The sequence below is a fragment of the Caballeronia sp. PC1 genome (assembly GCF_021353155.1).
GTDB classification, from domain to species: Bacteria; Pseudomonadota; Gammaproteobacteria; order Burkholderiales; family Burkholderiaceae; genus Caballeronia; species Caballeronia cordobensis.
In genome coordinates this window covers 222,376-246,233 of record NZ_JAJUBH010000003.1, presented here as the reverse complement: position 1 = coordinate 246,233, position 23,858 = coordinate 222,376, and the positions used below count along the sequence as shown (strand labels likewise).

Below are 23,858 nucleotides of genomic sequence, written 5' to 3'. Positions count from 1 at the left end.
GCTTCATGCGTCCAGTCGTGTTGGTGGGTCATCGTCACCTGTGCCCGATTCACGGAATGGGCACGGTCGTGTCAGGGACGAGTGGCGTGACCGTCAGTGATCGCGCCGTTGCCCGCATGGGTGACGTGACAAGTTGCGGAGCGGTGATCGTTTCCGGATCGGCATCGGAGTTCGGTGGAGCGGGTGTTGCCCGAATGGGCGACACAACGGATCATGGCGGTACGCTCATCGAAGGCGAGAGCGGTTGGCTGATCGAATAGTTGGCAATGCTCCTGACGGGTGCTCAAGGTCATTGCGAGCGGCGGGGGCGTGTTTTATCGGAAGATCGATGCCATCTGTCTGGCGGTGAGGTTTGTCCACGAGGTGTCGGGCCACGGCGACAGAGTGTTCAGTCGTGGCCGCCGTTATATTGGCGCCATTCTAGATTTTGTATAAATATCGAGCATTTCCTTGCATGCCTTGTCTCGTGCGCACATTCGTGCAGTTCGACGCGTGAGGCATGCACAAGGAACAGGTAGCTTGGTCGAGTATGAGCATCTGCCGGGAACGGAGGATGAGATGTGTCATACCAAGGGTTTGTCTGGCGAAATTGCCGAATGACCCGGCTGCGACAGTTTTGAGGCGTGCCTTATACGCTTATCGAACTGCCTTGGAGAACGAAGGCTGCGAAGCCGATGAGGACCAGCCCGGACGTGTCGGTTGGCCTGGCGCTAGTTTTACGGCATCTGCGGGGCTGATCTAAGGCCTGGTGTTCTGCGCTCGCTGTCGGGAGTTGTTCAGGAAAATGTCTAGGGACAGGCGAGGGGGCCTGCAAGGACGCGCCGCGGTATAGCCGGTAGCGCATAGCAGTCCATGACGAGACACTCTCAGGAAGAGTGCGAGGACAACGTCAGGGGCGACGATAAGGTTCAATCACGGATTGTCTTTAGCGCGCGGAGCGCATAGATGGTGGCCTACACTGCATCTCTTTCGATCTTGCGCCGCCGCCCACCCGTGCGCTTCTGCTCCAGCGAAGAAGGCCGTTGCGTCAGGCTGCCCGACGCGCCCTTCTCCGCGACGCCCGCCGCCGGAAACCGCCGCCGGTATTCCGCGGGCGTCGCCTGCTTCGCGGCCTTGAACTGCCGATTGAAGTTGGCGACATTCGCAAACCCCGAGCGCGCGGCGATGACCGAAACGGGCAGCGACGTGTCGCCGAGCATCCGGCACGCATGGCCGATGCGAACGCGGGCGATATATCGTCCGACGCTCTCGCCGATATGCTGCACGAAGTAACGCGTGAGCGTGCGTTCCGACAGGCTCGCGGCGGCGCACAGTTCCGAAATGCGTAGCGGTTCGGCAAAGCGGGCATCGATCATCGAAAGCACGCGGTTGATCCGCTCGGGCTCGTGACCGGAAGGCCCCGTGTCAGTCCGATTGAAGGCGCTCGGCGACGCGAGCGGATGGCCGGGCGCGTCGCCGAGCGCGCACAGAATGTCGAGCGCGGCGCTCAGGCGCTCGCGCGGCGCGTTCGAGAGCAAGGGCTCAAGCCGGCCACGCATCCATGCTCCCGCGGGCGGCTCGAATGCCAGCCCGCACGCGGCGCGGCGCAGGAGCTTGCGAAGCGGTTCGAATTCGCGGCAGCAATCCGCCATGCGTCGCGCCCATTCGCCGTCGAACCAGATGACGATGGCGACCTGCGGCAAGGACGGATCGATCGACCGGTTCGACGACCACGTATGCGGCAAATCGGGCGGCACGAGAACGAGATCCTCGGCGCGATAGTCGCTGACCGAGTCGCCGATATAGCGCTTGCCGTGGCTGTTCATCGTCAGCGTCAGCTCGTATTCCGGGTGGTGATGCCATTCGAACGGAATACGCGAAAGCCGCCGATGGTAAACCCGGACCGAGCAGTCCTCGCCGAACTCGACATGTTCGTAGGCCGGTTTCATGGCGGCTGGTTAATGTCCGAAAACGCAAATGAATTGCCTGAATAGTATCACCCGGCTTCCCGCGGGCGTCTTATGCTTTTCGCATGGAAATCAAAGGGAGACGACGATCATGGCACTGAGCATCGATGACTTGCCGGGCGCAATCCGGCAGGCGAAAAAGGCACTGCGCGCGGAGCTGCCGAATTACCGCGAGGTTTTCGCCGAAGTCGAAAAAGCGATCGGCGACGAAGCGAAGCGGATCGCCGCGCAGCGCGATGCGGGCGAGAGCGTGATTCCCGAAATCCGGTTCGCCGATATCGTCGAAGGACGGGTGAGCGCCGACGCGATCGCGCTCGTCAGATCGCGCGGCGCATGCGTGATTCGCCAGGTTTTTCCTCGCGAGCAGGTGCGAGACTGGGACGAGGACATCGCGCGTTACGTCGAGCGGAATCATCTCGACAAACGTCTCGAAAGCCGTGCCGAAGACAAATACTTCGGGCAACTGGCATCGAGCAAGCCGCAGATCTACGGTGTGTACTGGTCGAAGCCGCAAGTGCTGGCTCGCCAGTCGGCATCGCTGACCCACGCGCGCGTCTTTCTCAACAAGCTCTGGCGCAACGAAAGCGAAGGGCGCGTTCACTTCGATCCGGAACGTGTGCCCGCCTATGCGGATCGTCTGCGTCGCCGGCCGCCCGGTTCGGCCTCGCTCGGCCTCTCGGCGCATTGCGACGGCGGCTCGGTCGAGCGCTGGATCGAAAGCAACTTCCGCAAGGTGTATCGCCATGTGTTTTCCGGCAACTGGCGCGCTTACGATGCCTTCGACGCCGCTTTCCGGCACGACGTGGAAGAGATCGCATCGCCTGCCGTCTGCTCGATGTTCCGCACGTTTCAGGGCTGGACGGCCCTGACGCCGCAAGGCCCGGGCGACGGCACGCTGCAACTCGTGCCCATTGCCAACGCAATGGTGTATATCCTGCTGCGCGCGCTTCAGGACGATGTCGCCGACGACGACCTGTGCGGCGCCATGCCCGGACGCGCGCTTTCCATCAAGCCGGAGTTTCATGCGCCGCTGTTCGAAGCGCTGTCGTCCATCCCGAAGATGGAAGCGGGCGACACCGTGTTCTGGCACAGCGACGTGATCCACGCGGTCGAAGACGAACACAAGGGCGCGGGTTACAGCAACGTGATGTACATCGCGTCCGCGCCCGCGTGTGCAAAGAACGACGCGTATCTCGCGCGTCAGTTGCCGAGTTTCATGAAAGGCGAAAGCCCGCCCGACTTTCCGGCGGATCACTTCGAAGTCGATTTCACCGGCCGCGCGACACTCGACGATCTGACGCCGCTTGGCCGAGCTCAACTCGGTCTCGACGTGTAGCGATTCAGCGCAGGCGATCGTTTCGATAATCACGGGTCCGTCGTGGGATCGACCGCGGGCGCGTTCGCAGCCGGCGCTGCGGGCGCGGTCGCCGCCGGCGGGTTCTGCGGGACGGCAGCCTTGAAAAGATATCCGGACGACGTGAGGAAGATGGCAAGCAACAGGACGAATTCCATGGCGTTCACCTTGCCGTGCATGCGCCGGCGAGGCTGCCGGCACGCGTTCCTTTCGAGTTGAATCGAAAGCGGCGTCGGACGAGCATCGCGGTCGCGACTTCATCCGATTACTCCCTACGATATGTAACGGATGCTTCGCATACAAGGGGATTCACCCTGACGGCGCGGCACTCGAACGGCTGAATGGACAAGCTACTGAGTTCGGGCACGCCGATATCCGACTTTCCTGAAACGGAGCTATTGCGCGGATCGCATTCTAGAGGTATCGATGATGCGATGGCGTGCGTGTCCCAGGCTTCCACCTCCAACGGCAGTTATCGGCCGCTTTTGAATGGCTTGAGGGATTGTCATGTTCAATCACGCTCCACTGACCGTGCTGGCCCTGGCCGTTCTCGTCGCGGGTTGCAACACGCCGCCCATTCCGCCGGGCAAGGCAGTCGACATACCCACGGCGCTGCAGAATGTCCTCGACGGTCTCTGCGACTTCAAGCAGGCTCAGGCAGGCAAGCCGGATCATGGCGTCAGGATCGACTCCGTGACGGTGGAACTGAATCTCACGGTCGATGGCGCGCAGACCCCGCCTGTCGCCGTGGCGCCGGATATCAAGTTCATTCCGACCGTCAGTTACGGTCACATCATCACGGCGAACACCGGAAGCAGACTGCTCGTTTCGCTGAAGAACGTCGATGGCCCCAACGGCTCCGGCATGAAGTGCGGTTCTTCGGGGCCTGCAAAATAGCGCGCTGACCGAATCTTCGAGAAAAGTTGCGAGGAGGCATGAGATGCTATCGCCGACTTCCGAACGCACGCTCTCCAGAGAGCTGCTCGACGTTCTGATCCGCGCCGGGCTCGTCGCCGTGCTGGCCGTTTTCTGTTTCCGCGTCTTCGTGCCGTTTCTCGATCTGATGGTCTGGGCGCTGATTCTTGCGGTCACGCTGTATCCGCTTCAGGTTCGGTTGCGCGGTCCGTTCGGCGGCAGGGATGGACTCATCGCCACGCTCATCATCCTGGTTGCGTTCGTCGTGATTCTCGTGCCGACGTATCTGCTCGGCGTTGCGGTAGCCGAATCGATTGAGCGCGGCATGGTCGTGTTCAGAAGCGGAAGCTTTCGCATTCCGCCGCCCGCGGAATCGGTGGCCGCATGGCCGCTCGTGGGGCAGCGCGTGTACGACTTCTGGGCGCAGGCATCCTCCGATATGACGGGCCTCGCCCAGAGGTTCGCGCCGCAACTCAAGCATGCCGGGCTGGCGGTGCTCGGCACCGTCACCGGTCTGGGCGCCGGGATGCTCGTGTTCTTCCTCGCGCTGATCGTCGCGGGGATTTTCATGGCGCACGGCGAGAAGGGCTATCAGAGCGCAGTGCAGATCGCCGCGCGCATCTCCGGGCCCGAGAACGGCCAGCAGATCGCCGACCTGTGCACGGCCACGATCCGTGCCGTGGCGCAGGGCGTGGTCGGCATCGCGTTCATTCAGATGCTGCTCATCGGTATCGCGTTCGTTGTCATGGGCATTCCCGGCGCGGGGCTGCTCGCGCTCGCGGTGCTGCTCATCGGCATCATGCAGTTGCCGGCCACGCTCATTACGCTTCCGGTCATCATCTTCGTCATTATGACGAACGGCGTCAGCGCGTCGACGATCGCGTTTTCGGTCTACGTTTTCATCGCGGGTCTGGCCGATAACGTGCTCAAGCCGCTGTTGCTGGGACGCGGCGTGGCGGTGCCGATGCCCGTCGTGCTGATCGGCGCGCTCGGCGGCATGGTGACGGGCGGCGTGATCGGCCTGTTCATCGGTCCCGTGATGCTGGCGGTGGCTTACAAGCTCTTCTGGCGCTGGGTGAAGGATCAGCCTCAGACCGCCCTGCCGGCGGAGCCGAAGCAGCCCTGAAGGATCGCGCGCCGACGATGCCATGCGGTCATGCATGAGCCTCGCGTTCGTCGGGTTCCACGCCGAGCCACGCATCGACGGCGCTGCCTAGCGTGGGGTGGAAGCATGCGTCGGGAAAGATGGATGTCAGTTCGAAGCGCCTGAGCTTGTCGCGGACAGGGTCCTTCATTTCGGCGAAATGCAGTTCGATGCCGCGCTCCTTCAATGCGCGATGCAGGTCGCGCAGCATGTCGGCGGACGTGACATCGACGCTCGTCACCGGCTCGGCGGCCACGACGACGCGTTTCACGGGCGTGGGCGCCTGCGCCGCGGCCTCGATCACACGTCGCTGAAATAGCTCGGCATTCGCGAAGAAGAGCGGCGCATCCCAGCGAAACAGCAGCAGCCCCGGAATCTGCGCGGCGTGCGGATAGCGCTTCAGGTCGTGATAACCGCGCAGGCCTTCGACGCGGCCGAGCACGGCGTAATGCGGACGCCATCCGTCCCACAGGAATTCGATGACCGCGATCACCACCGCGATGAAGATGCCGGGAATCGCGCCGAACACCGCCACGCCGACGAAGCAGCAGATCGACAGCCAGAATTCCCACTGCTGGATGCGATAGATGCGCTTCAGGTCCCGGAATTCGAAGAGGCCGATGGCCGCGGCGATCACGACAGCGGCGAGCGCGCTCGTCGGCAGATAACGCAGCAGGTTCGGTCCGGCCAGCAGCACGGCCGCGACCGCCAGCGCGCCGACGATGCCCGTCACCTGCGTCTTCGCGCCCGCCGCTTCGGCGACGGGCGTGCGCGACGAACTGCTGCTGATCGGAAATCCTTGAAAGAAGCCGGTCGCGAGATTGGCGACGCCGAGCCCGATCATTTCCTGATTCGGATCGACGCGCCGGCTGGCGCGCGCCGCGAACGTGCGCGACAGCACGCTCGTGTCCGCGAAGGAGATGAGCGCGACCGCGCAGCCGCCGAGCACGATGCGCACGAAGTCGGCGTCGCTCAGCCAGGGCAGGGAGAACGCGGGCAGCCCTTGCGGAATCGGCCCGAGCACTTTCACGCCGAAGCGGTCGAGGTCGAACGCCGTCACGCACAGCGTCGCGAGCACGACGGCGATGAGGATGCCCGGCACCTTGTCGAAGCGCTTGAGCAGAAGAATCAGCGCGAGACTGCCCGCGCCGATGGCGAAGCTCATCCAGTTGGCCTGGCCCGCCGCGACCGCCTTCGCGAGATCGAGCATGTCGCGCAACGGGCCGTGATCCTCGATCGGAACCGCAAACAGCTTCGGCAACTGGCTGATCAGCACGGTCAGCGCTATGCCGTTCATGTAGCCGTAGCGGATCGGCTTGGACAGCAACTCCGTGACGAAGCCGAGCTTCAGCAGGCCGAACACGATGCAGACGAGGCCCGAGACGATCGCCATCAGGCTGGCGACGGCAATCGCGCGCGACGGATCGTCCGACGCGCTCAGCACGACGACCGCGAGCACGGGCGCGGCGAGCGCCGAATCCGGACCGAGCACGAGAATGCGGCTGGGGCCGAAGATCGCGTAGGCGAGCAGCGGGACGATCGTCGCGTACAGGCCGCAGACGCCCGGCACGCCCGACGCCTCGGCATACGCGACGCCCACCGGCACGAGCATCGTCGTGAGCACGAGCCCGGCGACGATATCGTTCCTCAGCCACGCCGCGCGATATTCCCGGAACATGGCGAGGACCGGCACATGCCGTGACCAGCCTTGCGCGATGCCCTTGCCGCGTTCGCGCGCGTGCGCGGTTCGATCGGATGACATGGTTCGGTGCGCGTGAAGCATCCAGTGAAGGAACTGCCCGACTGCCGGGATTTCTTAGCGAATTGCGCGCCTGCGCGCCAGCTTCTTGAATTCACTAAAGTGATCGCATACTGTGATCAGAGCAACCGTCGATTTTCTTGCGTCGCCATTCAAGGCCCAGTGTGCACTGAAAGCCGTGCGCGTGGCAACGTCCGGCGGCGGCCCGCCACTTATCAGGAGATGACCGTGCGAGCTTGCGACATCATGACGACCTCCATCATCACCGCCAGCCCGGACATGACCGTCAGGCACGCCGCGGGCACGATGGTGTTTGCGGGCATCAGCGGAATGCCCGTGGTCGACGAAAGCGGAAAGCTGCTCGGCATGATCACGGAAGGCGATCTCATGCATCGGGCGGAGATCGGAACGGGCGTCAAGCATCGCGCCTGGTGGCTCGACATGGTCGCATCGACGAGCGAACTCGCGAGCCAGTACGTGAAGGAGCACGCGAAGACCGTCAAGGACCTGATGACCACCGACATCACGACGGTGACGGAAACCTGTCCGGTCGGCGAGATCGCGGAGCTGCTCGAGCGCCGCCGCATCAAGCGCGTTCCCGTGATGCGCGACGGAAAAGTGGTCGGCATCGTCAGCCGCTCGAACCTGATCCGCGCGCTCGTGACGATGGCGCCCGAGGTGCCCGCCACGGCGGAAAGCGGCGACAACGCGATTCGCGAGGACGTGCTCGCCGCGATGGAAGGGCATCCCTGGGCGATGGCGCGCGAGAACGTGATCGTCGAAAACGGCGTCGTGCATCTTTGGGGCCCTGTCGTCGGCGCGGACGAGGGCAATGCGATCCGCGTCGCGGCGGAGAACACGCCGGGCGTCAAGGAGGTCGTCGCGCACTTCGGGCGGCCGCCGGCCGCCTGATCGCGATCGAGAGCCTGCCGCGTGCGCTCAAAGCGCCATGTCCATCTCATGCCACGCCATGCCGCCGTGATCCGAGCTCGACGGCCGCGCGTAGCGAAAACCGAATCGTTCGTAAAGCGCGACGTGCCGTTCCTTGCACATGAGATGAATTGTTTTCTTGCCCATCGAAGCCATTCGCGAGACGAAGGTTTTCATCATCAGTGAGGCATAGCCGCGCCCTTGATACGCCGGGTCGATCACCACCGACATGATCACGACGTTCGGCGCGGCGGGATCGTGGCCGACGAGTTCCTTGAACGCCTCGTCGGACATGACGACTTCATGCGCGCACCCGCCATTGATGAAGCCGATTGTCCGGCCCTCCAGTTCCATGACGAGAAATCCCTGCGGATATTGTTTGATCCGCGTGGCGATTTTCTCGCGGGTCGCGGCTTCATCGCCTTCGTAGGCGGATATTTCGATCTCGAAGCAGCGGTCGGCGTCTGACGGGACGGCCTGACGGAAAGTGGGCGTGCTCATCGGCGTACTGGCTCGAAAAAAACAAAAGAGCCTCGATGATAAAACCGATGCTAATCTGCATGTACTGCAATATTTTCATCGAGTGCTGCACGCCATGCATGATGTTCTCAGGCGGGTCGATCTGAACCTGCTTCTCGTTTTCGACGCACTCTACCGGCATCGCAGCGTGGCCGCGGCGGCGGATGAACTCGCGCTGAGTTCATCGGCGTGCAGTCACGCGCTCTCGCGCCTGCGCGATGCGCTCGCGGACGAACTCTTCGTGCGCCACGGCAACGGCATGCAGCCGACCGCGCGCGCCGGGCAATTCGCGCCGGGTATCCAGGACGCGCTGCGCATGCTGTCCGGCACGCTGGACGCGGCCGGCTCGTTCGATCCATCGACGAGCGATCAGCTATTCACCTTCAGCGCCACCGATTTCACGGCGTTCGCATTGCTGCCGTCGCTCATTGCGGCGCTCGAACGCTGCGCGCCGCATGTTCGCGTTCGCGTGGTGTATTCCACGCATCGCGAATCGATCGACGAACTCGCGTCCGGCCGGGTTCAGTTCGCGCTCGGCTTCTCGGATGAAGGTGAGGGCGCGCAAGCGGGCCTGGCATCGCTCGATTGTTTCGCGGACGATTATGTCGTCGCGTTTCGGCACGGGCATCCGCGCATCGGCAAGAAGCTCTCGTTGAAGCAGTATCTTGCCGGACGCCATGTCGTGGTGACGCCGTGGAACACGGAAGGAAGCGTCGTCGATGCGGCATTGCAAAAGCTCGGGCTCGAGCGCGATGTGGCCGTGCAGTTGCCGAGCGTGATGGCCGCGCCGTTCATCGTCGCGAACTCGGACCATCTGATCACCTTGCCGCGCCGCGCGGTGCAACAGCTCGCCGCCGCCGTACCGCTCGCGTTCCGTTCCGCGCCGTTCGAGCTTCCGCGTTACGTGCTCAAAGCGTATTTTCATCGACGGCATGCGGCCTCGCCCGCGCATCGCTGGATGTGTCAACAGATCGTTCTGGCGTTGCGTGCGAATCGCGGCGGGCGAGACTCGCCGGCTTCGCGTGCGCGGGACGCCTGAGGCCGAGATGCTCGCGCAGCGTGCGGCCGGTGTAGTCGGTGCGAAAGAGGCCGCGCCGCCGCAGTTCGGGCAGCACCAGCGCGATGAATTCTTCGAGTCCGCCCGGAAACCACGGCGCCATGATGTTGAATCCGTCCGCGCCGCCTTCCTCGAACCATTGCTGCAACTGATCCGCGATGCTCGCGGGCGTGCCCACCACCTGCTGATGACCGCGCGCCCCGGCAATGCGCTGATAAAGCTGGCGGATCGTGAGCCTGTCGCGCCGCGCGAGCTCGACGAGCAGATGCTGGCGGCTTTTCGGTCCGTTCGTTTCGGGCAACGCGGGAATCGGCCCGTCGACGTCATAGCCCGACAGATCGACGCCGCCGATCACCGTCGACAGCAGCGCCACGCCGACCACGGGGTCCACGCGGGATTGCAGCGCCTCGAACTTCTCTTCGGCTTCCGCCTGCGTGCGGCCCACCACGGGGAAGATGCCCGGCATGATCTTCACGTCGTCGGGGTCGCGCCCGTACGCGGGCAGGCGGCCCTTGATGTCTGCATAGAACGCCTGCGCTTCGCCGAAGGTCTGATGCGCGACGAAGATCACCTCGGCGGTGCGGGCGGCGAGCGCGCGGCCATCGTCGGAGGCACCCGCCTGCACGACCACCGGACGCCCTTGCGGCGAGCGGTTCACGTTGAGCGGGCCGCGCACCTGAAAGTGCTTGCCGCGATGTTCGAGCACGTGCAGCTTGTCCGCATCGAAATAGAGGCCGCTTGCCTTGTCGCGCACGAAGCTGTCGTCCTCCCACGAATCCCACAGGCCCAGCACGACGTCGTGAAACTCGGCGGCGCGCTCGTAGCGCTCGGCGTGATCGGGCAGCGCATCGCGGTTGAAGTTCTGCGCTTCCGCCGACGTGCTCGACGTCACCAGATTCCAGCCCGCGCGCCCACCGGAAATCTGGTCGAGCGTGGCGAAGCGGCGCGCCACGTTGTACGGCTCGTGAAACGATGTGGACACCGTTGCGATTAGGCCGATGCGTTCGGTCACGGCCGCGAGCGCCGCGAGCAGCGTGACGGGATCGAAGAAGTCGCTGCGGGCCGTGCGCGCAAGCGATGGCCGATGCGTCGAGCCCACGCCCGACGTATCCGCGAGAAAGATCGCATCGAATTTGGCGGCTTCCGCGAGTTTCGCGAGTTCCACGTAATGGCGGAAGTTGCTGCCGGCATCGGCTTGCGCATCGGGATGCCGCCAGCCGGCGATATGGTGCCCCGTCTGCATGAGGAATGCGCCGAGCGCGAACTGTCGGGTGCGTCGAGTCATGGATGGCTCACTGAACTAGGCGTTGCGCGTTGGGTGTGATGTGGCGGTGCTTGAGACGTGCTGGCAGAACGATACGTCCGCCGGTTCATCGCGCAAACGAAGGGATCATGCGAACGTTATCAGCGCGGCTGCGTCGAGCTTATGACGCATGCGGCGCGCGTCGGAAGCGCAACCTCAAAACATAGGACATGCACGGTGGATGCGTAAATAACGCATTGCGCGAAGCATTCGAGCGCACGGTCGAAGAAGATCATCGACGATGCGCTCATACGCTTGCTCGTATTGCTTCGTTGCGAAGCACCGCTGCCCGATGGTCTGATGGACCCACTCAACGACCACGGAGAAACTCATGAGCACGGTGCTGGACAATCGGGAAGCGCAGGCGCACAAGCAAGCCGAAGGCCATCAGGATCTGCGCGTGCGGCGCTACAAGCCGCTCGTCGGCGCGGTCATCGAGAACGTCGATCTTGCCGCGCCGCTCAGCGAGGACAATCGTCGAACGCTGCGTCAGGCGCTCGTCGATCATGGCGTGATCTTTTTTCGTGAACAGACGCTCACGTCCGAACAGCACGTGGCGCTCGCGCGCATCTTCGGCAACCCGATCCGCAAGAACGTTTATCTGCCAGCCGTCGCGGGTTTTCCTGAGATCGAGGTCATCGCTCACGGCGGCGATACGACCCGCTCGGGCGGCACGGACAACTGGCATGTCGATGTTTCGTGGCAGCATCAGCCGCCCAAGGCCACCGTCCTCCATGCCCAGGACATTCCCGAAGGCGGCGGCGGGGACACGATCTGGGCCTCGTCGGCGGCGGTCTACGACCTGCTGGATGCCGATCTGGCCCGCTACTTCGACAAGCTGACGGCGGTGAACACGTTCATCGCGTCGCCGAAAAAAGGCGCGCTCGCCGATCTGCTGAGCGGCTATGAGATTCCCGAAGGCACGGAGGAAACCAGCGTCGAAGCCGGACTCGCGCGCTTTCACGATGCCGCGCTGAAGTATCCGCCGATCGAAGTGCCCGTCATCAAGACGCATCCCGAGAACGGGCGCAAGCTCGTGTTCGTGAACGAAGGTCATACGAGCCATATTCTCGGCGTGTCGAAGACGCAGAGTCAGAGCCTGCTCAACTATCTCTACGATCTCATCAAGACGCCGGAAGTGCAGGCGCGCTTCGAATGGAAGCAGGGCGACGTCGCGATCTGGGACAACCGGCAAGTGCAGCACTACGCCGCGCGCGATTACGGTGCGGCGAAGCGGCGGATTCATCGCATCACGCTCGAACACGACGGCGTGTTCTGACCGGAGGCGAACGCGTGACTGTCATCAAGCGAATCATTCATGCGACGCTGCCCGCCGCCGCGTTCGCCGCGAGCGCGACGGCGGCTCTGGCGCAAACGCCCGAGAAGCTCGAATTGCGCTATCAGGGCTGGGCGAGCAAGGTGCTGTATCCCGAGCTCGCCGAAGACCTGGGCTATCTCGGGCCCGTCAAACTCAAGTGGGTCGGCAATACGACGAGCGGCCCGCAGGACATTCAGGCGGCCGTGACCGGCGACGTCGATTTCGGCGGCGCGTTCAACGGATCCATCGTCAAGCTCGTCGCGGCGCATGCGCCCGTGAAGGCGGTGATTTCGTATGTCGGCACGGACAAGGAGACCAACGGCGGGCTTTTCGTCGTGCAGGACAGCGCGATAGAGGGGCCGCGCGATCTCATCGGCAAGAAGATCGGCGTCAATACGCCGGGTGCGTATCAGCAGTATCTCGTGACCGCGTACCTGCAGAAGTCGGGACTCTCGCAGGCCGACATCGAGAAGGTGACGTTCGTGCCCGCGCCGCCGGTGAACCTCGCGCAACTGCTGAAGCAAAAGCAGCTCGATGCGGTTTTCCTCGAAGACATCATCAAGGACAAGCTGCTCGCGGATGGCGGCGCGCGCCTGCTCACGACCGATTACGCGCAGTTCGGCTCGTATGGCTACGCGAGCTATCTGTTCACGAACCGCTTCATCGCGCAGAACCCGAACACGGTGCGCAAGTTCGTCGAGGGCACGGCGCGCGCGATCGAGTGGACGCGCACGACGCCGCGCGCGGAAGTGGTCGCGCGGCTGAAGAAGATCGTCGAGGCGCGGCATCGCAATGAAGATACGTCGATCGTCAACTACTGGAAATCGCCGGGCGTGGGCGGCAAGGGCGGCGTGATCGCGGCCGAGGACTTCACCACCTATATCGACTGGTATGTGAAGAACGGCGTGCTCAAGCCCGGACAGGTCAAGCCGGACACGATCTATTCGAACCAGTTCAATCCGTTCAACCAGGCCGTGGCCAGCCATTGACGCTTCGGGAGGCGCAGCAATGAGTGCATCGATCGACGTGCGCAACGTCGCGAAGGGCTATCGCGTGAACCCGCGCGACCGCTTCACGGTCCTCGACGACGTGTCCTTTCACGTCGCGGCCGGCGAGTTCGTCTCGCTCGTCGGCCCGAGCGGATGCGGCAAGACCACGCTGCTCGACCTGATCGGCGGGCTCACGCAGAGCGACCGCGGCGAGATTCTGATCGATGGCCGCAAGGTCGAAGGGCCGGGGCTGGATCGCGGCATCGTGTTCCAGCAGTACGCGCTGTTTCCGTGGAAGACGGCGCTCGGCAATGTCGCGTTCGGGCTGGAGGCGAAGGGCATCGAGAGGAACGAGCGCTACGCGAGGGCGCGGCGCTTTCTCGAACTCGTGGGCTTGAGCGAGTTCGCGGACCGCTATCCGCATCAGTTGTCGGGCGGCATGAAGCAGCGCGTCGCCATTGCGCGTTCGCTCGCCTACGAGCCCGATGTCCTCCTGATGGACGAGCCGTTCGCCGCGCTCGATGCGCAGACGCGCGAGTCCTTGCAGGACGAATTGCTGCGCATCTGGAAGCGCACCGGGACGACCGTCGTCTTCATCACGCATTCGATCGACGAGGCCATCTATCTCGGTCAGCGCGTGCTGGTGATGGCGGCATCGCCCGGACGCATCACGCATGTGCTGCCGGTGAACGTGCCGAAGGACGATAGCGGCGAAGACGTGCGCGCGACGCCCGAGTTCGTGCGCTTGCGTCACGAGATCTGGCAACTGATCCGTTCGCGTCGCGGCGCGCAACATTTGCAGGTCGCGCACGCGGCCTGATCCACTTTCGAAGGAGCTTGGATGAGTACGGTCATCGCAGCGCCCGCGCGCGTCGCGTGGGGTGTGCCGCGCGCGGTCCGGTCGAGCATCGCCATCGTGGCGTTCGTGGCGCTGTGGGAAGCGCTGCCGCGTCTCGGCTGGGTCGATGCGACCTTTCTGCCGCCGTTTTCCGTGGTGCTTCGCGCGCTGTACGACATGACATTGTCGGGCGAACTGGGGATACATCTGCTTGCGAGCACGCTGCGTGCGTTGAGCGGCTTTGCGATCGCGGTTGCGCTCGGCGTGCCGCTGGGCTTGTTCATCGGCTGGTATCGGACGCTTGCCGAAGTGCTCGATCCGCTGCTCGAACTCTTCCGCAATACCGCGCCGCTTGCCTTGCTGCCGGTGTTCGTGCTCGTGCTCGGCATGGGCGAAACATCGAAAGTGTCGATGGTCGTCTACTCGTGCATCTGGCCCGTGGTGCTCAATACCGTGAGCGGCGTGCGCAACGTCGATCCGCTCCTGATCCGCTCCGCACGATCGATGGGTCTCAGGCCGCTGCAACTCTTCGTGAAGGTCGTGTTGCCGGCGTCGGTGCCGTCGGTGTTCACGGGCATTCGCATCGCGGGCGCTTATTCGATTCTCGTGCTGATCGCGGCGGAAATGGTCGGCGCGAAGGCGGGGCTCGGCTATCTCGTCAACTATTCGCAATTCACCTTCGAGATTCCGAAGATGTATGCGGGCATCATCACGCTCGCTTTGCTCGGGCTTGCGTTCAACCAGGCGGTGCTCATCGCCGAAAAGCGGTTCGCCGCATGGAAAGAGCAGGCGTGACGCAGCGGCGTCATGCGCGCCGCAGATTTCGATATCAGATGCAATTGGTTTGCATCGGCATGGCTCATGGCTACGCTGATGCCGTCTCAACCACGCACGCACCCATCATGACCCAACGCGATTTGCTGATTCTGCTGGAACCCGGCTTCACCGATCCGGAGCGTCCGGGCGAAGTGTTCATCTGTCCCGACGGCGCGCCGATCGAAGCGCTGCTCGCGAGCGATCCCGCGCGGGCGGCGCGGCTCGATATCCGTCGCGTGCCGTTCGAGCGTCCGCGGCGCGCGGCCATCGAAGCGCTGAGCGAAGCGCATCAAAGCCTGCCCGTGCTGGTGTTCGGCGGCGATTTCCCCGCACCGCCCGATGCGAACAGCCTGGGCGAGAAACGCTTTATCACCGATACGCGCCGCATCCTCGCGTCGCTTGCGGAGCGGCACGGCTTTCCCAAGCTGCATGACTGAGCATCTACAACGACACGCGGCCGGCGCGCCGGCCGCGCTCGCCGGCTCGATGCTCAGGCCAGATTGGGCGGCGCGGCCTTCAGCACATCGACGTGTTTCGGTATGAGCCCGAGCTCGACGAAGGTATCGGCGATCTGCTGCTGCTCCGCGATGATGGATCGCGTGATGGCTTCGGTGCCGAACACCTGCCGGCTCACGGCGAGATCCACGACGGGTTTGGGCAGGCCCCACAGACGCGCCAGTTCGCTCGCGAGTTCATCGCGATGCTGTCTGCCCCACTGATCGACCGCCTTGATCTCCTCGATGACGATACGGATCACGTCCGCATTCTTCGCCACATAGTCCTGCGACGAAAAATAATAGGCGCGGTTGCCGACGACACCGCTTGCATCGGCCAGCACGCGCGCGTTCAGGGACGTCTGCGCGGCGGAAAAGTACGGGTCCCAGATGACCCATGCATCGATCGAACCGCGCTCGAACGCGGCGCGCGCATCGGCCGGCGCGAGAAACGCGAGTTCGACGTCGCGATACTGAAGTCCGTGTTGACGCAGCAGCTTGACGAGAAAGTAATGGACGTTGCTGCCCTTGTTGAGCGCGACGCGTTTGCCCTTCAGATCCGCCACCGTCCTGACCGATGATTGCGCCGGGACCAGCACGGCTTCGGACTTCGGCCGCAAAGGCGTGGCCGCGACATAGACGAGCGGCGCGCCGGCAGCTTGCGCGAAGATCGGCGGCGCTTCGCCCACGTCGCCGAAATCGATCGACCCGACATTGAGCGCTTCGAGTTGCACCGGTCCGGCGGAGAACTCGGTCCAGCTCACCGAGACGTTGAGCGGCGCAAGCCGCTTCTCCAGCGTTCCGCGGCCCTTGAGCAGATTCAGATAGCCTTTCTGATTGCCGATGCGAAGCACGCGCGGCTGTGCCTGAGCGCCAGACTGCGCGAACGAGGCGGGCACGGCGGCGAGCGCGGCGGCGCCGGCTGCCGCGCGCACCGACAAGGACAGGAACGCGCGGCGCTCGGTGAGACTGCTTCTTTTGGACATGGCGGAAATCGAGGTCTGTGAAAGCTTCCGATGCTAAGGCCCGCCAGCGTTGCGGCCAACGTAGCGATGCGCATAACGCTATCGCGGGCGGCGTCATATCCTTCTTCGTGCGGCGGCTGTGCGCGCATCCGCCTAAATCGCCGCGCCTTCTTTCTACGTGACGAATACTTCGTTCCCTCCGGCACGCCGCGCCGATAGAGTGCGAGCCTCGCCATCGTGCCGGCGCTTCGCGGCACGGAGCGGCGCAACGAACAAGGAACTCACCAATGAAAATCAAGACCTGGGGCGCGGTGCTCGCGGCACTGCTGGTCGTGGCGTCGAATGCCGCGCATGCGGACCGGCTGGACGACATCAAGAAGGCGGGCGTGCTGCGCGTCGCGGCATTCGACAGCAACCCGCCATTCGGTTTCGTCGATCCGAAGGACAATCAGATCGTCGGTCTCGATGTCGACTATGCGCGCGCCGTGGCGAAGAGCCTGGGCGTCAAGCTGGAAGTGCAGCCGACCAATCCGGCCAATCGCATCGCGTTCCTGAAGTCGGGCAAGGTCGATCTCGTGTTCGCGAACTTCACGATCACGGATGAGCGCAGGAAGGAAGTCGATTTCAGCACGCCGTACTTCGCATCGGGCACGCAGTTCATCGCGAAGAAGGGCGTGCTCAAGTCGCCCGATCAGATCAACAGCCTGCGCATCGGCGCGGACAAGGGCACGACCAACGAGCAGCAGGTGCGCGCGAAATTCCCCAACGCGACCATCGTCGCGTACGACGACACGCCCTTTGCGTTCGCCGCGCTGCGCACCGGCAACGTGCAGGCGATCACGCAGGACGGACCCAAGCTCGTCGCGCTGCTCGCGCGCGTGCCGGACAAGGCCAGCTACGAGATCCCCGCGTTCACGATCTCCAACGACTATGAAGGCGTCGGCGTGCCGAAGGGCGAGACGCGCCTGCTCGATGCCGTGAACGGCACGCTGACGCGGCTCGAAGCGGACGGCGAGGCCACGCGCATCTACGACAAATGGTTCGGGCCGACGAGCGCCGCGCCGCTGCCGCGCCTGTTCAGGATCGGCGATCCGCAAAAGAACGGTTGAGCTTCGCCGTTTCCGATTGATGTCGATCGATCATGCAGAACTGGCTTGAGCCGAAATACCTCGCGTGGCTGGAGCAGGGCTTCGTCGTCACGCTGATGCTCTCCGCCTGCGCGGGATGCTGCGCGACGCTGCTCGGCTTCGCGCTGGCCGTCGCGCGCACGGCGCGCCATGCCGTGCTCGCGCGCGCCGCGGCGACGTATGTGTTCGTGTTTCGCAATTCGCCGTTGCTCGTGCAATTGCTGTTCTGGTATTTCGGCGCGGCGGCCTTGCTTCCGGCCGACTGGATGAGCTGGCTCAACACGCCGCATGCCATGACACTCGGACCGCTCGCGTTGCGCTGGCCGAGCTTCGAGCTGTTCGCCGGCTGGATCGGCTTGACGTGCTACACGACGGCGTTCATCGGCGAGGAGTTTCGCGCGGGCATGCGCGGCGTGAGCGTGGCGCAGGAGCAGGCCGCCGCCGCGCTCGGCATGAGCCGCTTCGCCGCGCTGCGCCATGTGATTCTTCCGCAGGCGCTGCGCATCGCGACGCCGCCGCTCGCGGGGCAGTACATGAATCTGGTGAAGAACTCGTCGCTCACGATGGCCATCGGCGTCGCGGAGCTTTCATACATGTCGCGTCAGGTCGATACGGAAAGCTTCAGGACCTTTCAGGCCTTCGGCACGGCGACGGTGTTCTATGTGCTGACCATCGCGGCGATCGAGGCGGCGCTGGCCGTATGGCAGCGCACGGGCGTGCGCGCCTTGCGGCGAGGCCACGCATGAGCGGCATCGACTGGCTTTCCTCGCTGCGCTATCTGTTGCTGGGCGCGTTCCCTTCGGGGCCGCTTGGCGGCGTCGCGCTGACGGTGGCGCTCTCGGCCGCCTCCGCGCTGCTCGCCGCGCTTCTCGGGCTCGCGGGCGGCATCGCGCTCGCCATGACACGCGGCGTCGCGCATCTCCTGCTGACGGCGCTCGTCGCGTTCTTTCGCGCCATTCCCGTATTGATGCTGATCTTCTGGACGTTCTTCCTGATGCCGATTCTGCTGCACGTGAACGTGCCGGGACTCGCCACCGTCGTGTGCGCGCTGTCGCTGATCGGCGGCGCGTACCTCTCGCATTCCGTGCATGCCGGCATCGTTTCGATCGGCGCGGGGCAGTGGCAGGCGGCGCTGTCGCTCGGACTCACGCGCTGGCAGGCGCTGCGCGACGTGGTGCTGCCGCAGGCCGTGCGCGTGATGATGCCGTCGTTCGTGAATCAATGGGTGTCGCTCATCAAGGACACGTCGCTTGCGTATATCGTCGGCGTGCCGGAATTCACGTTCCTCGCGAACCAGCTCAACAACCGGCTCATGGTCTATCCGGCGCAGATTTTTCTGTTCGTCGGCTTCGTCTATCTGATGCTGTGCGGCGCGGTGCAAGGGCTCGCTTACGTGCTGCTCGCGCGCGGCAAGCGGGAGCCCTTGCAAGCGGCACGGAAGCGTGCCATCCATGCAATGCATCGCAGAAAAGCTCGTTTGTGAAACAGGCCGCGGCGGCCTAGATTGAGAGGCATCGTCTCTTTCCAGGCATCGATTCATGGCGCAATTCCTGACGCACTACTGGCGCACCCTGCACCACAGCTTCGAGCGGTCCCGCGAGCGCCGCTTTCTGCGCGAAGCCCGGCGCGCGATGAACGCATGCGCGTGCGATGCGCCGCGCGCCAAGACCTTGAGCGGGGAAGAGGCGAGCCGCGCGGAGCGGCTCGAATCCATCGCCCTGTTTGCGCAGGCGGGCTATTTCAACATGGGCCAGGCGGTCGATCTGTTTCAGCCGCCGGTCGACCCGCCGCCTTTCTGACACGCCGGAACGCGTGATCCGAGCAGCTTTTCGCGACTTGCAGTACCTTGGCGCGACCTGCCTCTTTCCCATGCCGATGCGATGCCACATTCCCGACAACTCCATCTCGGCGCGTTCATGCGCCCGGTCAGCCTGCATACCGGCGCATGGCGCTACCCCGGTGCGTATCCCGACGCCAACTTCAACTTCAGGCACCTCAAGCGCTTCGTGCAGACGCTGGAGCGGGCATGCTTCGACGCCTTCTTCATGGCGGATCATCTCGCCGTGCTCAACATGCCGGTGGATGCGCTGAAGCGCAGTCATACGGCGACGTCGTTCGAGCCGTTCACGCTGCTGTCCGCGCTTGCATCGGTGACGGAGCGCATCGGGCTGATCGCCACGGCGTCGACCACGTTCGACGAGCCGTATCACATCGCGCGGCGCTTTGCGTCGCTCGATCATCTGAGCGACGGGCGCGCGGGCTGGAATCTCGTCACGACATCGAATCCCGACGCCGCGCTGAACTTCGGCCGCGATGAACACATGGAGCACGACGAGCGCTATCGCCGCGCGCGCGAGTTCTACGATGTGGTCACGGGCCTGTGGGACAGCTGGGCCGACGACGCCTTCGTGCGCGACACGGAAAGCGGCCTCTTCTTCGACCCGGACCGGCTGCGCGTGCTCGACCACAAAGGTCCGTATCTCTCGGTGCGCGGGCCGCTGAACATCGCGCGGCCGGTGCAGGGCTGGCCGGTCGTGGTGCAGGCGGGTTCGTCGGAAGCGGGCAGGCAGCTCGCCGCCGCCACCGCCGACGCGGTCTTCACCGCGCAGCCGAATCTCGCGGCGGGCAAGCGCTTTTATGCGGATGTCAAAGGCCGCATGGAAAGCCTCGGCCGCGCGCGCGATCATCTGAAGATCCTGCCCGGCGCATTCGTCGTGGTGGGCGATTCGCGCGACGAAGCGCGGGAGAAGCGCGCGTTGCTCGACACCTTCGTGCACGACGACAGCGGCTTCGCGTCGCTATCGATCGCGCTCGGCCACGATGTCTCGTCGTTCGATCCGGATGGCCCGCTCCCCGATATTCCCGAGACCAACGCGAGCAAGAGCGCGCGCGAACGCGTGATCGAGATGGCGCGCACGGAAGGGCTCACGGTCCGTCAACTGGCGCAGCGCGTTGGCGGATATTCCGGCTTGCAGATGGTCGGAACCGCGGCGGATATCGCCGACGAAATGCAGCAATGGCTCGTCGAAGAAGGCAGCGACGGGTTCAACGTGATGTTTCCCTTCCTGCCCGAAGGCCTCGACGATTTCGCGACGAAGGTCGTGCCCGAGTTGCAGCGGCGCGGCATCTTCCGGCGGGCCTACGAGGGCACGACCTTGCGTGAGCATTTCGGCCTCCCGCGACCGGCGAATCGCTTCTTCGCATAGCGATGAGAGGCGGGCCTTCTCACGAGTAGAACGACGGCTTCGGAATCCGTTCGTTGAGCGCCCAGTCTCCCAGCTCGCGCACCTTGTAATCGAGCGGATCGTGCAGCGTGTGCACGCGCACGTTGCGCCAGAAGCGGTCCAGACGCAAAACCGCCGTGGTCGAACGCGCGCCCGTCACGTCGAACATGCGATGGGCGACGTCCAGCCCCGCGCGCGCCGCGGCCACCTTCGACGCCGCCACGGCCACGGCCACTTCGCCGCGCTCGCCTTCGGTGAGGGCGAGGCCGCGAACCCAGGCGCCATCGAATGCCTGCATCGCGCGTTCGACGAGCAGGCGCGCGCCTTCCAGCGCGATCCAGAAATCGCCGTAATTCGCGAGCACGTAAGGATCGTCGGCGGGACGCTCGGCTTGCGAGGCGATCCACGGCCGCGTCTGCGCGAGCGTCGCTTCGCGCGCAGCCTGCAAGGCGCCTTCGCCGATGCCGAGGTAGATATGGCTCAGGATCGATTGCGCGAGCAGCGGCCGCAGCGTGGCGAACGGGCTGGAAAGTGGTCCCGGCTGAAGCAATAGTTCGTCCTTCGCGATCGGCACGCGCTCGAAGACCACCGTGCCGCTGTCGGTCTGACGCTGCCCCATGTTGTCCCAGTCGTCGAGCACGGCGATGCCCGCGCGATTCGTCGGCGTCACGCCGATGAGCAGACGCCCGTCGCCGTCGAACGCGGAGGCGAGCAGCCGGTCCGAATCGCGTGCGCCGGAACAGAAGCTCTTGCGGCCATCGAAGACATAGCCGCCGGCGCCATCGGGCAGGGCGCGCGTGCTCTTGTCGAGCGGATTGAGCGCGTTGCCCCAGAACCAGCCCTGCGTGACCGTTTCGCCGAGCCACGCGCGATTCTGCACGTCGCTGCCGAAGAGGCGGATCGTCGCCAGTTGCAGATGATGAAACGCGAACAGATGCGCAAGCGAGCTATCCACCCGCGCCATGCGCCGCACGACATCGAGCGTGACCGACCATGGCGCGCCGTCGCCGCCATGCTCGACCGGCACCGAAAGGCGCAGCAGGCCGCTCTCGCGCAGCAGGCGGCGCTCGTGAAAGGCGGTGCCGCCGGTCTTGTCGCGCGCGGCGGCGGTTTGCGCCCATTCGCGCAGCACCGCTTCCAGCGGCTCGTTCCACGGGGCGTCCTGGGTGCGGCTCATTGCGGTGTCTCCTGTCGGTGTGGGTGCCTTGCGCGTTGCGCGGCATGAAGCAGTTTCGCCCATTGCGGGCCATCGCGTCGAGCGCGGCACGGCACGGCGCTCACGGCCGCGATCCTTCGAGCGCTTCGGGCCGCGACGCCGCATCGGCGTGTCGATGTCGCGACAGGCGCGGATTGAACGCCGCATGCAACGCATCGCTCAGCAGATTGAGCGCCAGCACCGTCAGGGCGATCGCCGAGCCGGGCACCGCGATCATGTACCACGCGGTGCGCAGCGCTTCGCGCCCGGTGCCGACCATCGAGCCCCAGCTCACCACGTTCGGATCGCCGAGCCCGAGGAACGACAGCGCCGCTTCGGACAGAATCGCGTTGGCGACGAGCAGCGCGGTCGAAACGAGGATCGGCGTCAGCGCATTCGGCAGGATTTCGATGAAGATCAGATGCGCATCGCTCGCGCCGAGCGCCACGCTCGCGCGCACGAACTCGCGCTCGCGCAGCACGATGAACTCGCCGCGCGTGAGCCGCGCAATGCCCGGCCACGCGGTCACGCCGAGCGCGAACACGATCGTCGAAAGAGACGGCGTGAGAATCGCGACGAGAATGATGGCGAGCAGAAACGGCGGCACCGTCTGGAAGAACTCGGTGATCGCCATCAAGGTCTGGTCGATCAGGCCGCCGAAGTAGCCCGCGATGCCGCCGATCAGCACGCCGAGCACGAGCGCGATGACCGCGACCGTCGCGCCCACGTACAGCGAGACGCGCGCGCCGTGGAACAGCCCGGCGAGCAGGTCGCGCCCCATCAGATCGGTGCCGAGCGGGTACGCGCCATCCGCGCCGGGCCATTGATAGGGTGCGGCGACCATGTCGAGCGGATCGCCGGGAAAGAGCCAGTTGGCCGACAGCGCCGCGGCGAGCGCCAGCGCGAGCAGGATCACGCCGGCGAGCGCGGACGGCTGGCGCAGGAAATGAAGCAGGAAGCGAAGCAGCTTCATTGTCTCGACCTCGTGCGGGGATCGACGATGCCGTAAAGCAGATCGACGATCAGATTGAGCAGGACCACCAGCATGGCCGAGAGCAGCAGCACGCCGACGAGCAGATTGACGTCGCGGCTTTTGATGGCCTCGAACGACAGTTGCCCGAGCCCCGGCCAGCCGAACACCGTCTCGACGATCACCGAGCCGCCGATCAGCGCGCTGCCCTGCAGGCCGAGCATCGTGAGCACGGGCAGCACCGCGTGGCGCAGCGCGTGATGCGTCGTCACGTACCACGGCCGGCCGCCTTTCGCGCGCGCGGTGCGGATGAAGTCTTCCTGCAGCGTTTCGATCATCGAGGCCCGGGCGAGCCGCGCGAAGATGGCGACGTAGTACAGCACGAGCGTCGCGGCGGGCAGCACGAGATGGCGCAGATGATCGAAGAGGCGCGCGGCGCCGCGATGCGCGACGTTGGTGTCGGCGATACCGCCTATCGGCAGCCATTCGAGATGCACGCCGAAGACCACGATCAGCATCAGCGCGGTCCAGAACATGGGCGCGGAATAGCCGATGGTCGCGAGCGTGGACACGAGCGTATCGACGAAACCATGCGGCCTGCGCGCGGCGAGCACGCCGAGCAGAAGCCCGAGGCTCACGGAGACGGCGAGCGCCGTGCCGATCAGCGCGAGCGTGGCGGGCAGGCGCGCAAGAATCAGCGCTGCGACCGGTTCGCCGAAGCGAAACGAAAAGCCGAGATCGAGCCGCAGCGCGTGTTCGACGTAGTGCAGCAGTTGCCACGCGACGCCCTGATCCAGCCCGTAAGCCGCGCGCAACTGCGCCACGTATTGCGGCGACACGTTGCCGCTCTCGCTCGCGATGACATCGACGAGATCGCCGGGCATCAGCTTGAGCAGCACGAAGTTGAGCACGGTGGTGCCAAAGAGCACGAGCACGAGCTGAATCAGGCGGTGCGCGATCCTGCGCCCCGCGAGCGCCGATGTGATCCGCATGAC

24 protein-coding genes and 1 pseudogene are annotated in these 23,858 nt (G+C 64.7%); 16 read left to right on the top strand and 9 right to left on the bottom strand.

The features are described 5' to 3' along the window. The first annotated feature begins 5 nt into the window (after positions 1 to 5). Positions 6 to 260 carry a PAAR domain-containing protein gene (locus LY284_RS25780; RefSeq protein ID WP_233408745.1) on the top strand — a complete coding sequence of 85 codons (255 nt, stop codon included), beginning with the start codon at positions 6 to 8 and terminating at the stop codon, positions 258 to 260. 693 nt (positions 261 to 953) lie between these two features. On the opposite strand, the gene LY284_RS25775 is transcribed toward LY284_RS25780, so the two are convergent. Beyond that, positions 954 to 1,928: a helix-turn-helix domain-containing protein gene (locus LY284_RS25775; RefSeq protein WP_233388773.1), complete on the bottom strand. Its 975-nt coding sequence runs from the start codon at positions 1,926 to 1,928 to the stop codon at positions 954 to 956. 109 nt (positions 1,929 to 2,037) lie between these two features. On the opposite strand from LY284_RS25775, the gene LY284_RS25770 reads away from it, so the two are divergent. Further along, complete coding sequence (locus tag LY284_RS25770; protein WP_233388772.1) at positions 2,038 to 3,282, top strand: DUF1479 domain-containing protein; 1,245 nt, start codon at positions 2,038 to 2,040, stop codon at positions 3,280 to 3,282. A gap of 29 nt (positions 3,283 to 3,311) precedes the next feature. Here the strand turns inward: LY284_RS25770 and LY284_RS25765 are convergent, their stop codons facing one another. Further along, the gene (locus LY284_RS25765; protein WP_156903251.1) at positions 3,312 to 3,458 is read right to left on the bottom strand and encodes a hypothetical protein; all 147 of its coding nucleotides are present in this window, start codon (positions 3,456 to 3,458) and stop codon (positions 3,312 to 3,314) included. A gap of 349 nt (positions 3,459 to 3,807) precedes the next feature. On the opposite strand from LY284_RS25765, the gene LY284_RS25760 reads away from it, so the two are divergent. Both LY284_RS25760 and LY284_RS25755 read left to right on the top strand, forming a co-directional pair. After that, positions 3,808 to 4,197: a hypothetical protein gene (locus tag LY284_RS25760; protein WP_045459836.1), complete on the top strand. Its 390-nt coding sequence runs from the start codon at positions 3,808 to 3,810 to the stop codon at positions 4,195 to 4,197. Positions 4,198 to 4,240: 43 nt separating this feature from the next. After that, positions 4,241 to 5,341 (top strand): AI-2E family transporter, encoded by a 1,101-nt coding sequence (locus LY284_RS25755; RefSeq protein ID WP_233388769.1) that lies wholly within the window; start codon positions 4,241 to 4,243, stop codon positions 5,339 to 5,341. Between the two features lie 28 nt (positions 5,342 to 5,369). Here the strand turns inward: LY284_RS25755 and LY284_RS25750 are convergent, their stop codons facing one another. Next, positions 5,370 to 7,121: a SulP family inorganic anion transporter gene (locus LY284_RS25750; protein ID WP_233388767.1), complete on the bottom strand. Its 1,752-nt coding sequence runs from the start codon at positions 7,119 to 7,121 to the stop codon at positions 5,370 to 5,372. 225 nt (positions 7,122 to 7,346) lie between these two features. Between LY284_RS25750 and LY284_RS25745 the strand changes: the two genes are divergently transcribed. After that, entirely contained in the window at positions 7,347 to 8,030 is a 684-nt protein-coding gene (locus LY284_RS25745) for a CBS domain-containing protein (RefSeq protein ID WP_233388766.1), read from the top strand. Positions 8,031 to 8,057: 27 nt separating this feature from the next. On the opposite strand, the gene LY284_RS25740 is transcribed toward LY284_RS25745, so the two are convergent. Beyond that, positions 8,058 to 8,549: a GNAT family N-acetyltransferase gene (locus tag LY284_RS25740; RefSeq protein WP_233388763.1), complete on the bottom strand. Its 492-nt coding sequence runs from the start codon at positions 8,547 to 8,549 to the stop codon at positions 8,058 to 8,060. A 94-nt stretch (positions 8,550 to 8,643) separates the two neighbouring features. Here LY284_RS25740 and LY284_RS25735 point away from each other — a divergent pair. Then, positions 8,644 to 9,561: pseudogene (locus LY284_RS25735) on the top strand (LysR family transcriptional regulator); the annotation flags it as partial. Here LY284_RS25735 and LY284_RS25730 read toward each other — a convergent pair. Beyond that, on the bottom strand, positions 9,476 to 10,909 hold the full coding sequence (locus LY284_RS25730; RefSeq protein WP_233388761.1) for an LLM class flavin-dependent oxidoreductase: 1,434 nt from the start codon (positions 10,907 to 10,909) through the stop codon (positions 9,476 to 9,478). The pseudogene LY284_RS25735 and the gene LY284_RS25730 sit on opposite strands and share 86 nt — an antisense overlap. 349 nt (positions 10,910 to 11,258) lie before the next feature. Here LY284_RS25730 and LY284_RS25725 point away from each other — a divergent pair, with 349 nt between their 5' ends. The 5 genes from LY284_RS25725 (at position 11,259) to LY284_RS25705 (ending at position 15,325) form a co-directional block, all read left to right on the top strand. Continuing rightward, entirely contained in the window at positions 11,259 to 12,206 is a 948-nt protein-coding gene (locus LY284_RS25725; protein WP_077160573.1) for a TauD/TfdA family dioxygenase, read from the top strand. Between the two features lie 14 nt (positions 12,207 to 12,220). After that, positions 12,221 to 13,234 carry an ABC transporter substrate-binding protein gene (locus tag LY284_RS25720; RefSeq protein WP_233388759.1) on the top strand — a complete coding sequence of 338 codons (1,014 nt, stop codon included), beginning with the start codon at positions 12,221 to 12,223 and terminating at the stop codon, positions 13,232 to 13,234. 19 nt (positions 13,235 to 13,253) lie between these two features. Beyond that, positions 13,254 to 14,054, top strand: a complete 801-nt coding sequence (locus tag LY284_RS25715; RefSeq protein WP_233388757.1) for an ABC transporter ATP-binding protein — start codon at positions 13,254 to 13,256, stop codon at positions 14,052 to 14,054. Between the two features lie 21 nt (positions 14,055 to 14,075). Then, the gene (locus tag LY284_RS25710) at positions 14,076 to 14,867 is read left to right on the top strand and encodes an ABC transporter permease (protein ID WP_233388755.1); all 792 of its coding nucleotides are present in this window, start codon (positions 14,076 to 14,078) and stop codon (positions 14,865 to 14,867) included. A gap of 107 nt (positions 14,868 to 14,974) precedes the next feature. Then, complete coding sequence (locus LY284_RS25705; protein ID WP_077161312.1) at positions 14,975 to 15,325, top strand: DUF3088 domain-containing protein; 351 nt, start codon at positions 14,975 to 14,977, stop codon at positions 15,323 to 15,325. Positions 15,326 to 15,378: 53 nt separating this feature from the next. On the opposite strand, the gene LY284_RS25700 is transcribed toward LY284_RS25705, so the two are convergent. Further along, positions 15,379 to 16,368: a sulfonate ABC transporter substrate-binding protein gene (locus LY284_RS25700; protein ID WP_233388751.1), complete on the bottom strand. Its 990-nt coding sequence runs from the start codon at positions 16,366 to 16,368 to the stop codon at positions 15,379 to 15,381. A 266-nt stretch (positions 16,369 to 16,634) separates the two neighbouring features. Here LY284_RS25700 and LY284_RS25695 point away from each other — a divergent pair, with 266 nt between their 5' ends. The 5 genes from LY284_RS25695 (at position 16,635) to LY284_RS25675 (ending at position 20,680) form a co-directional block, all read left to right on the top strand. Beyond that, positions 16,635 to 17,456 (top strand): ABC transporter substrate-binding protein, encoded by an 822-nt coding sequence (locus LY284_RS25695; protein WP_233388749.1) that lies wholly within the window; start codon positions 16,635 to 16,637, stop codon positions 17,454 to 17,456. A 32-nt stretch (positions 17,457 to 17,488) separates the two neighbouring features. Further along, positions 17,489 to 18,220: an amino acid ABC transporter permease gene (locus LY284_RS25690; RefSeq protein WP_233388747.1), complete on the top strand. Its 732-nt coding sequence runs from the start codon at positions 17,489 to 17,491 to the stop codon at positions 18,218 to 18,220. After that, a complete protein-coding gene (locus tag LY284_RS25685) occupies positions 18,217 to 18,957 on the top strand; it encodes an amino acid ABC transporter permease (RefSeq protein ID WP_233388745.1) in 741 nt (246 codons plus the stop codon). The genes LY284_RS25690 and LY284_RS25685 overlap by 4 nt, the downstream gene beginning before the upstream one ends. Before the next feature lie 55 nt (positions 18,958 to 19,012). Beyond that, positions 19,013 to 19,273, top strand: a complete 261-nt coding sequence (locus LY284_RS25680; protein ID WP_233388743.1) for a hypothetical protein — start codon at positions 19,013 to 19,015, stop codon at positions 19,271 to 19,273. Between the two features lie 81 nt (positions 19,274 to 19,354). Continuing rightward, positions 19,355 to 20,680, top strand: a complete 1,326-nt coding sequence (locus tag LY284_RS25675) for an LLM class flavin-dependent oxidoreductase (protein ID WP_233388741.1) — start codon at positions 19,355 to 19,357, stop codon at positions 20,678 to 20,680. Positions 20,681 to 20,699: 19 nt separating this feature from the next. Here the strand turns inward: LY284_RS25675 and LY284_RS25670 are convergent, their stop codons facing one another. The 3 genes from LY284_RS25670 to LY284_RS25660 all read right to left on the bottom strand — a co-directional run bounded on the left by LY284_RS25670 (position 20,700) and on the right by LY284_RS25660 (position 23,855). Beyond that, positions 20,700 to 21,875 carry an acyl-CoA dehydrogenase family protein gene (locus tag LY284_RS25670; protein WP_233388740.1) on the bottom strand — a complete coding sequence of 392 codons (1,176 nt, stop codon included), beginning with the start codon at positions 21,873 to 21,875 and terminating at the stop codon, positions 20,700 to 20,702. Positions 21,876 to 21,975: 100 nt separating this feature from the next. Continuing rightward, a complete protein-coding gene (locus LY284_RS25665; RefSeq protein ID WP_233388738.1) occupies positions 21,976 to 22,866 on the bottom strand; it encodes an ABC transporter permease in 891 nt (296 codons plus the stop codon). After that, positions 22,863 to 23,855, bottom strand: coding sequence for an ABC transporter permease (locus LY284_RS25660; RefSeq protein WP_077161315.1), 993 nt, complete (start codon positions 23,853 to 23,855; stop codon positions 22,863 to 22,865). Before LY284_RS25660 ends, LY284_RS25665 begins: the two co-directional genes overlap by 4 nt. Positions 23,856 to 23,858 lie beyond the last annotated feature (3 nt).

What these genes read in the sequence shown, in the direction of transcription:
- LY284_RS25780 (WP_233408745.1), top strand. Translation starts at nt 6, where the DNA reads ATGCGTCCAGTCGTGTTGGTGGGTCATCGTCACCTGTGCCCGATTCAC.
- LY284_RS25775 (WP_233388773.1), bottom strand. Translation starts at nt 1,928, where the DNA reads ATGAAACCGGCCTACGAACATGTCGAGTTCGGCGAGGACTGCTCGGTC.
- LY284_RS25770 (WP_233388772.1), top strand. Translation starts at nt 2,038, where the DNA reads ATGGCACTGAGCATCGATGACTTGCCGGGCGCAATCCGGCAGGCGAAA.
- LY284_RS25765 (WP_156903251.1), bottom strand. Translation starts at nt 3,458, where the DNA reads ATGGAATTCGTCCTGTTGCTTGCCATCTTCCTCACGTCGTCCGGATAT.
- LY284_RS25760 (WP_045459836.1), top strand. Translation starts at nt 3,808, where the DNA reads ATGTTCAATCACGCTCCACTGACCGTGCTGGCCCTGGCCGTTCTCGTC.
- LY284_RS25755 (WP_233388769.1), top strand. Translation starts at nt 4,241, where the DNA reads ATGCTATCGCCGACTTCCGAACGCACGCTCTCCAGAGAGCTGCTCGAC.
- LY284_RS25750 (WP_233388767.1), bottom strand. Translation starts at nt 7,121, where the DNA reads ATGTCATCCGATCGAACCGCGCACGCGCGCGAACGCGGCAAGGGCATC.
- LY284_RS25740 (WP_233388763.1), bottom strand. Translation starts at nt 8,549, where the DNA reads ATGAGCACGCCCACTTTCCGTCAGGCCGTCCCGTCAGACGCCGACCGC.
- LY284_RS25730 (WP_233388761.1), bottom strand. Translation starts at nt 10,909, where the DNA reads ATGACTCGACGCACCCGACAGTTCGCGCTCGGCGCATTCCTCATGCAG.
- LY284_RS25725 (WP_077160573.1), top strand. Translation starts at nt 11,259, where the DNA reads ATGAGCACGGTGCTGGACAATCGGGAAGCGCAGGCGCACAAGCAAGCC.
- LY284_RS25715 (WP_233388757.1), top strand. Translation starts at nt 13,254, where the DNA reads ATGAGTGCATCGATCGACGTGCGCAACGTCGCGAAGGGCTATCGCGTG.
- LY284_RS25710 (WP_233388755.1), top strand. Translation starts at nt 14,076, where the DNA reads ATGAGTACGGTCATCGCAGCGCCCGCGCGCGTCGCGTGGGGTGTGCCG.
- LY284_RS25705 (WP_077161312.1), top strand. Translation starts at nt 14,975, where the DNA reads ATGACCCAACGCGATTTGCTGATTCTGCTGGAACCCGGCTTCACCGAT.
- LY284_RS25700 (WP_233388751.1), bottom strand. Translation starts at nt 16,368, where the DNA reads ATGTCCAAAAGAAGCAGTCTCACCGAGCGCCGCGCGTTCCTGTCCTTG.
- LY284_RS25695 (WP_233388749.1), top strand. Translation starts at nt 16,635, where the DNA reads ATGAAAATCAAGACCTGGGGCGCGGTGCTCGCGGCACTGCTGGTCGTG.
- LY284_RS25690 (WP_233388747.1), top strand. Translation starts at nt 17,489, where the DNA reads ATGCAGAACTGGCTTGAGCCGAAATACCTCGCGTGGCTGGAGCAGGGC.
- LY284_RS25685 (WP_233388745.1), top strand. Translation starts at nt 18,217, where the DNA reads ATGAGCGGCATCGACTGGCTTTCCTCGCTGCGCTATCTGTTGCTGGGC.
- LY284_RS25680 (WP_233388743.1), top strand. Translation starts at nt 19,013, where the DNA reads ATGGCGCAATTCCTGACGCACTACTGGCGCACCCTGCACCACAGCTTC.
- LY284_RS25675 (WP_233388741.1), top strand. Translation starts at nt 19,355, where the DNA reads ATGCCACATTCCCGACAACTCCATCTCGGCGCGTTCATGCGCCCGGTC.
- LY284_RS25670 (WP_233388740.1), bottom strand. Translation starts at nt 21,875, where the DNA reads ATGAGCCGCACCCAGGACGCCCCGTGGAACGAGCCGCTGGAAGCGGTG.
- LY284_RS25665 (WP_233388738.1), bottom strand. Translation starts at nt 22,866, where the DNA reads ATGAAGCTGCTTCGCTTCCTGCTTCATTTCCTGCGCCAGCCGTCCGCG.
- LY284_RS25660 (WP_077161315.1), bottom strand. Translation starts at nt 23,855, where the DNA reads ATGCGGATCACATCGGCGCTCGCGGGGCGCAGGATCGCGCACCGCCTG.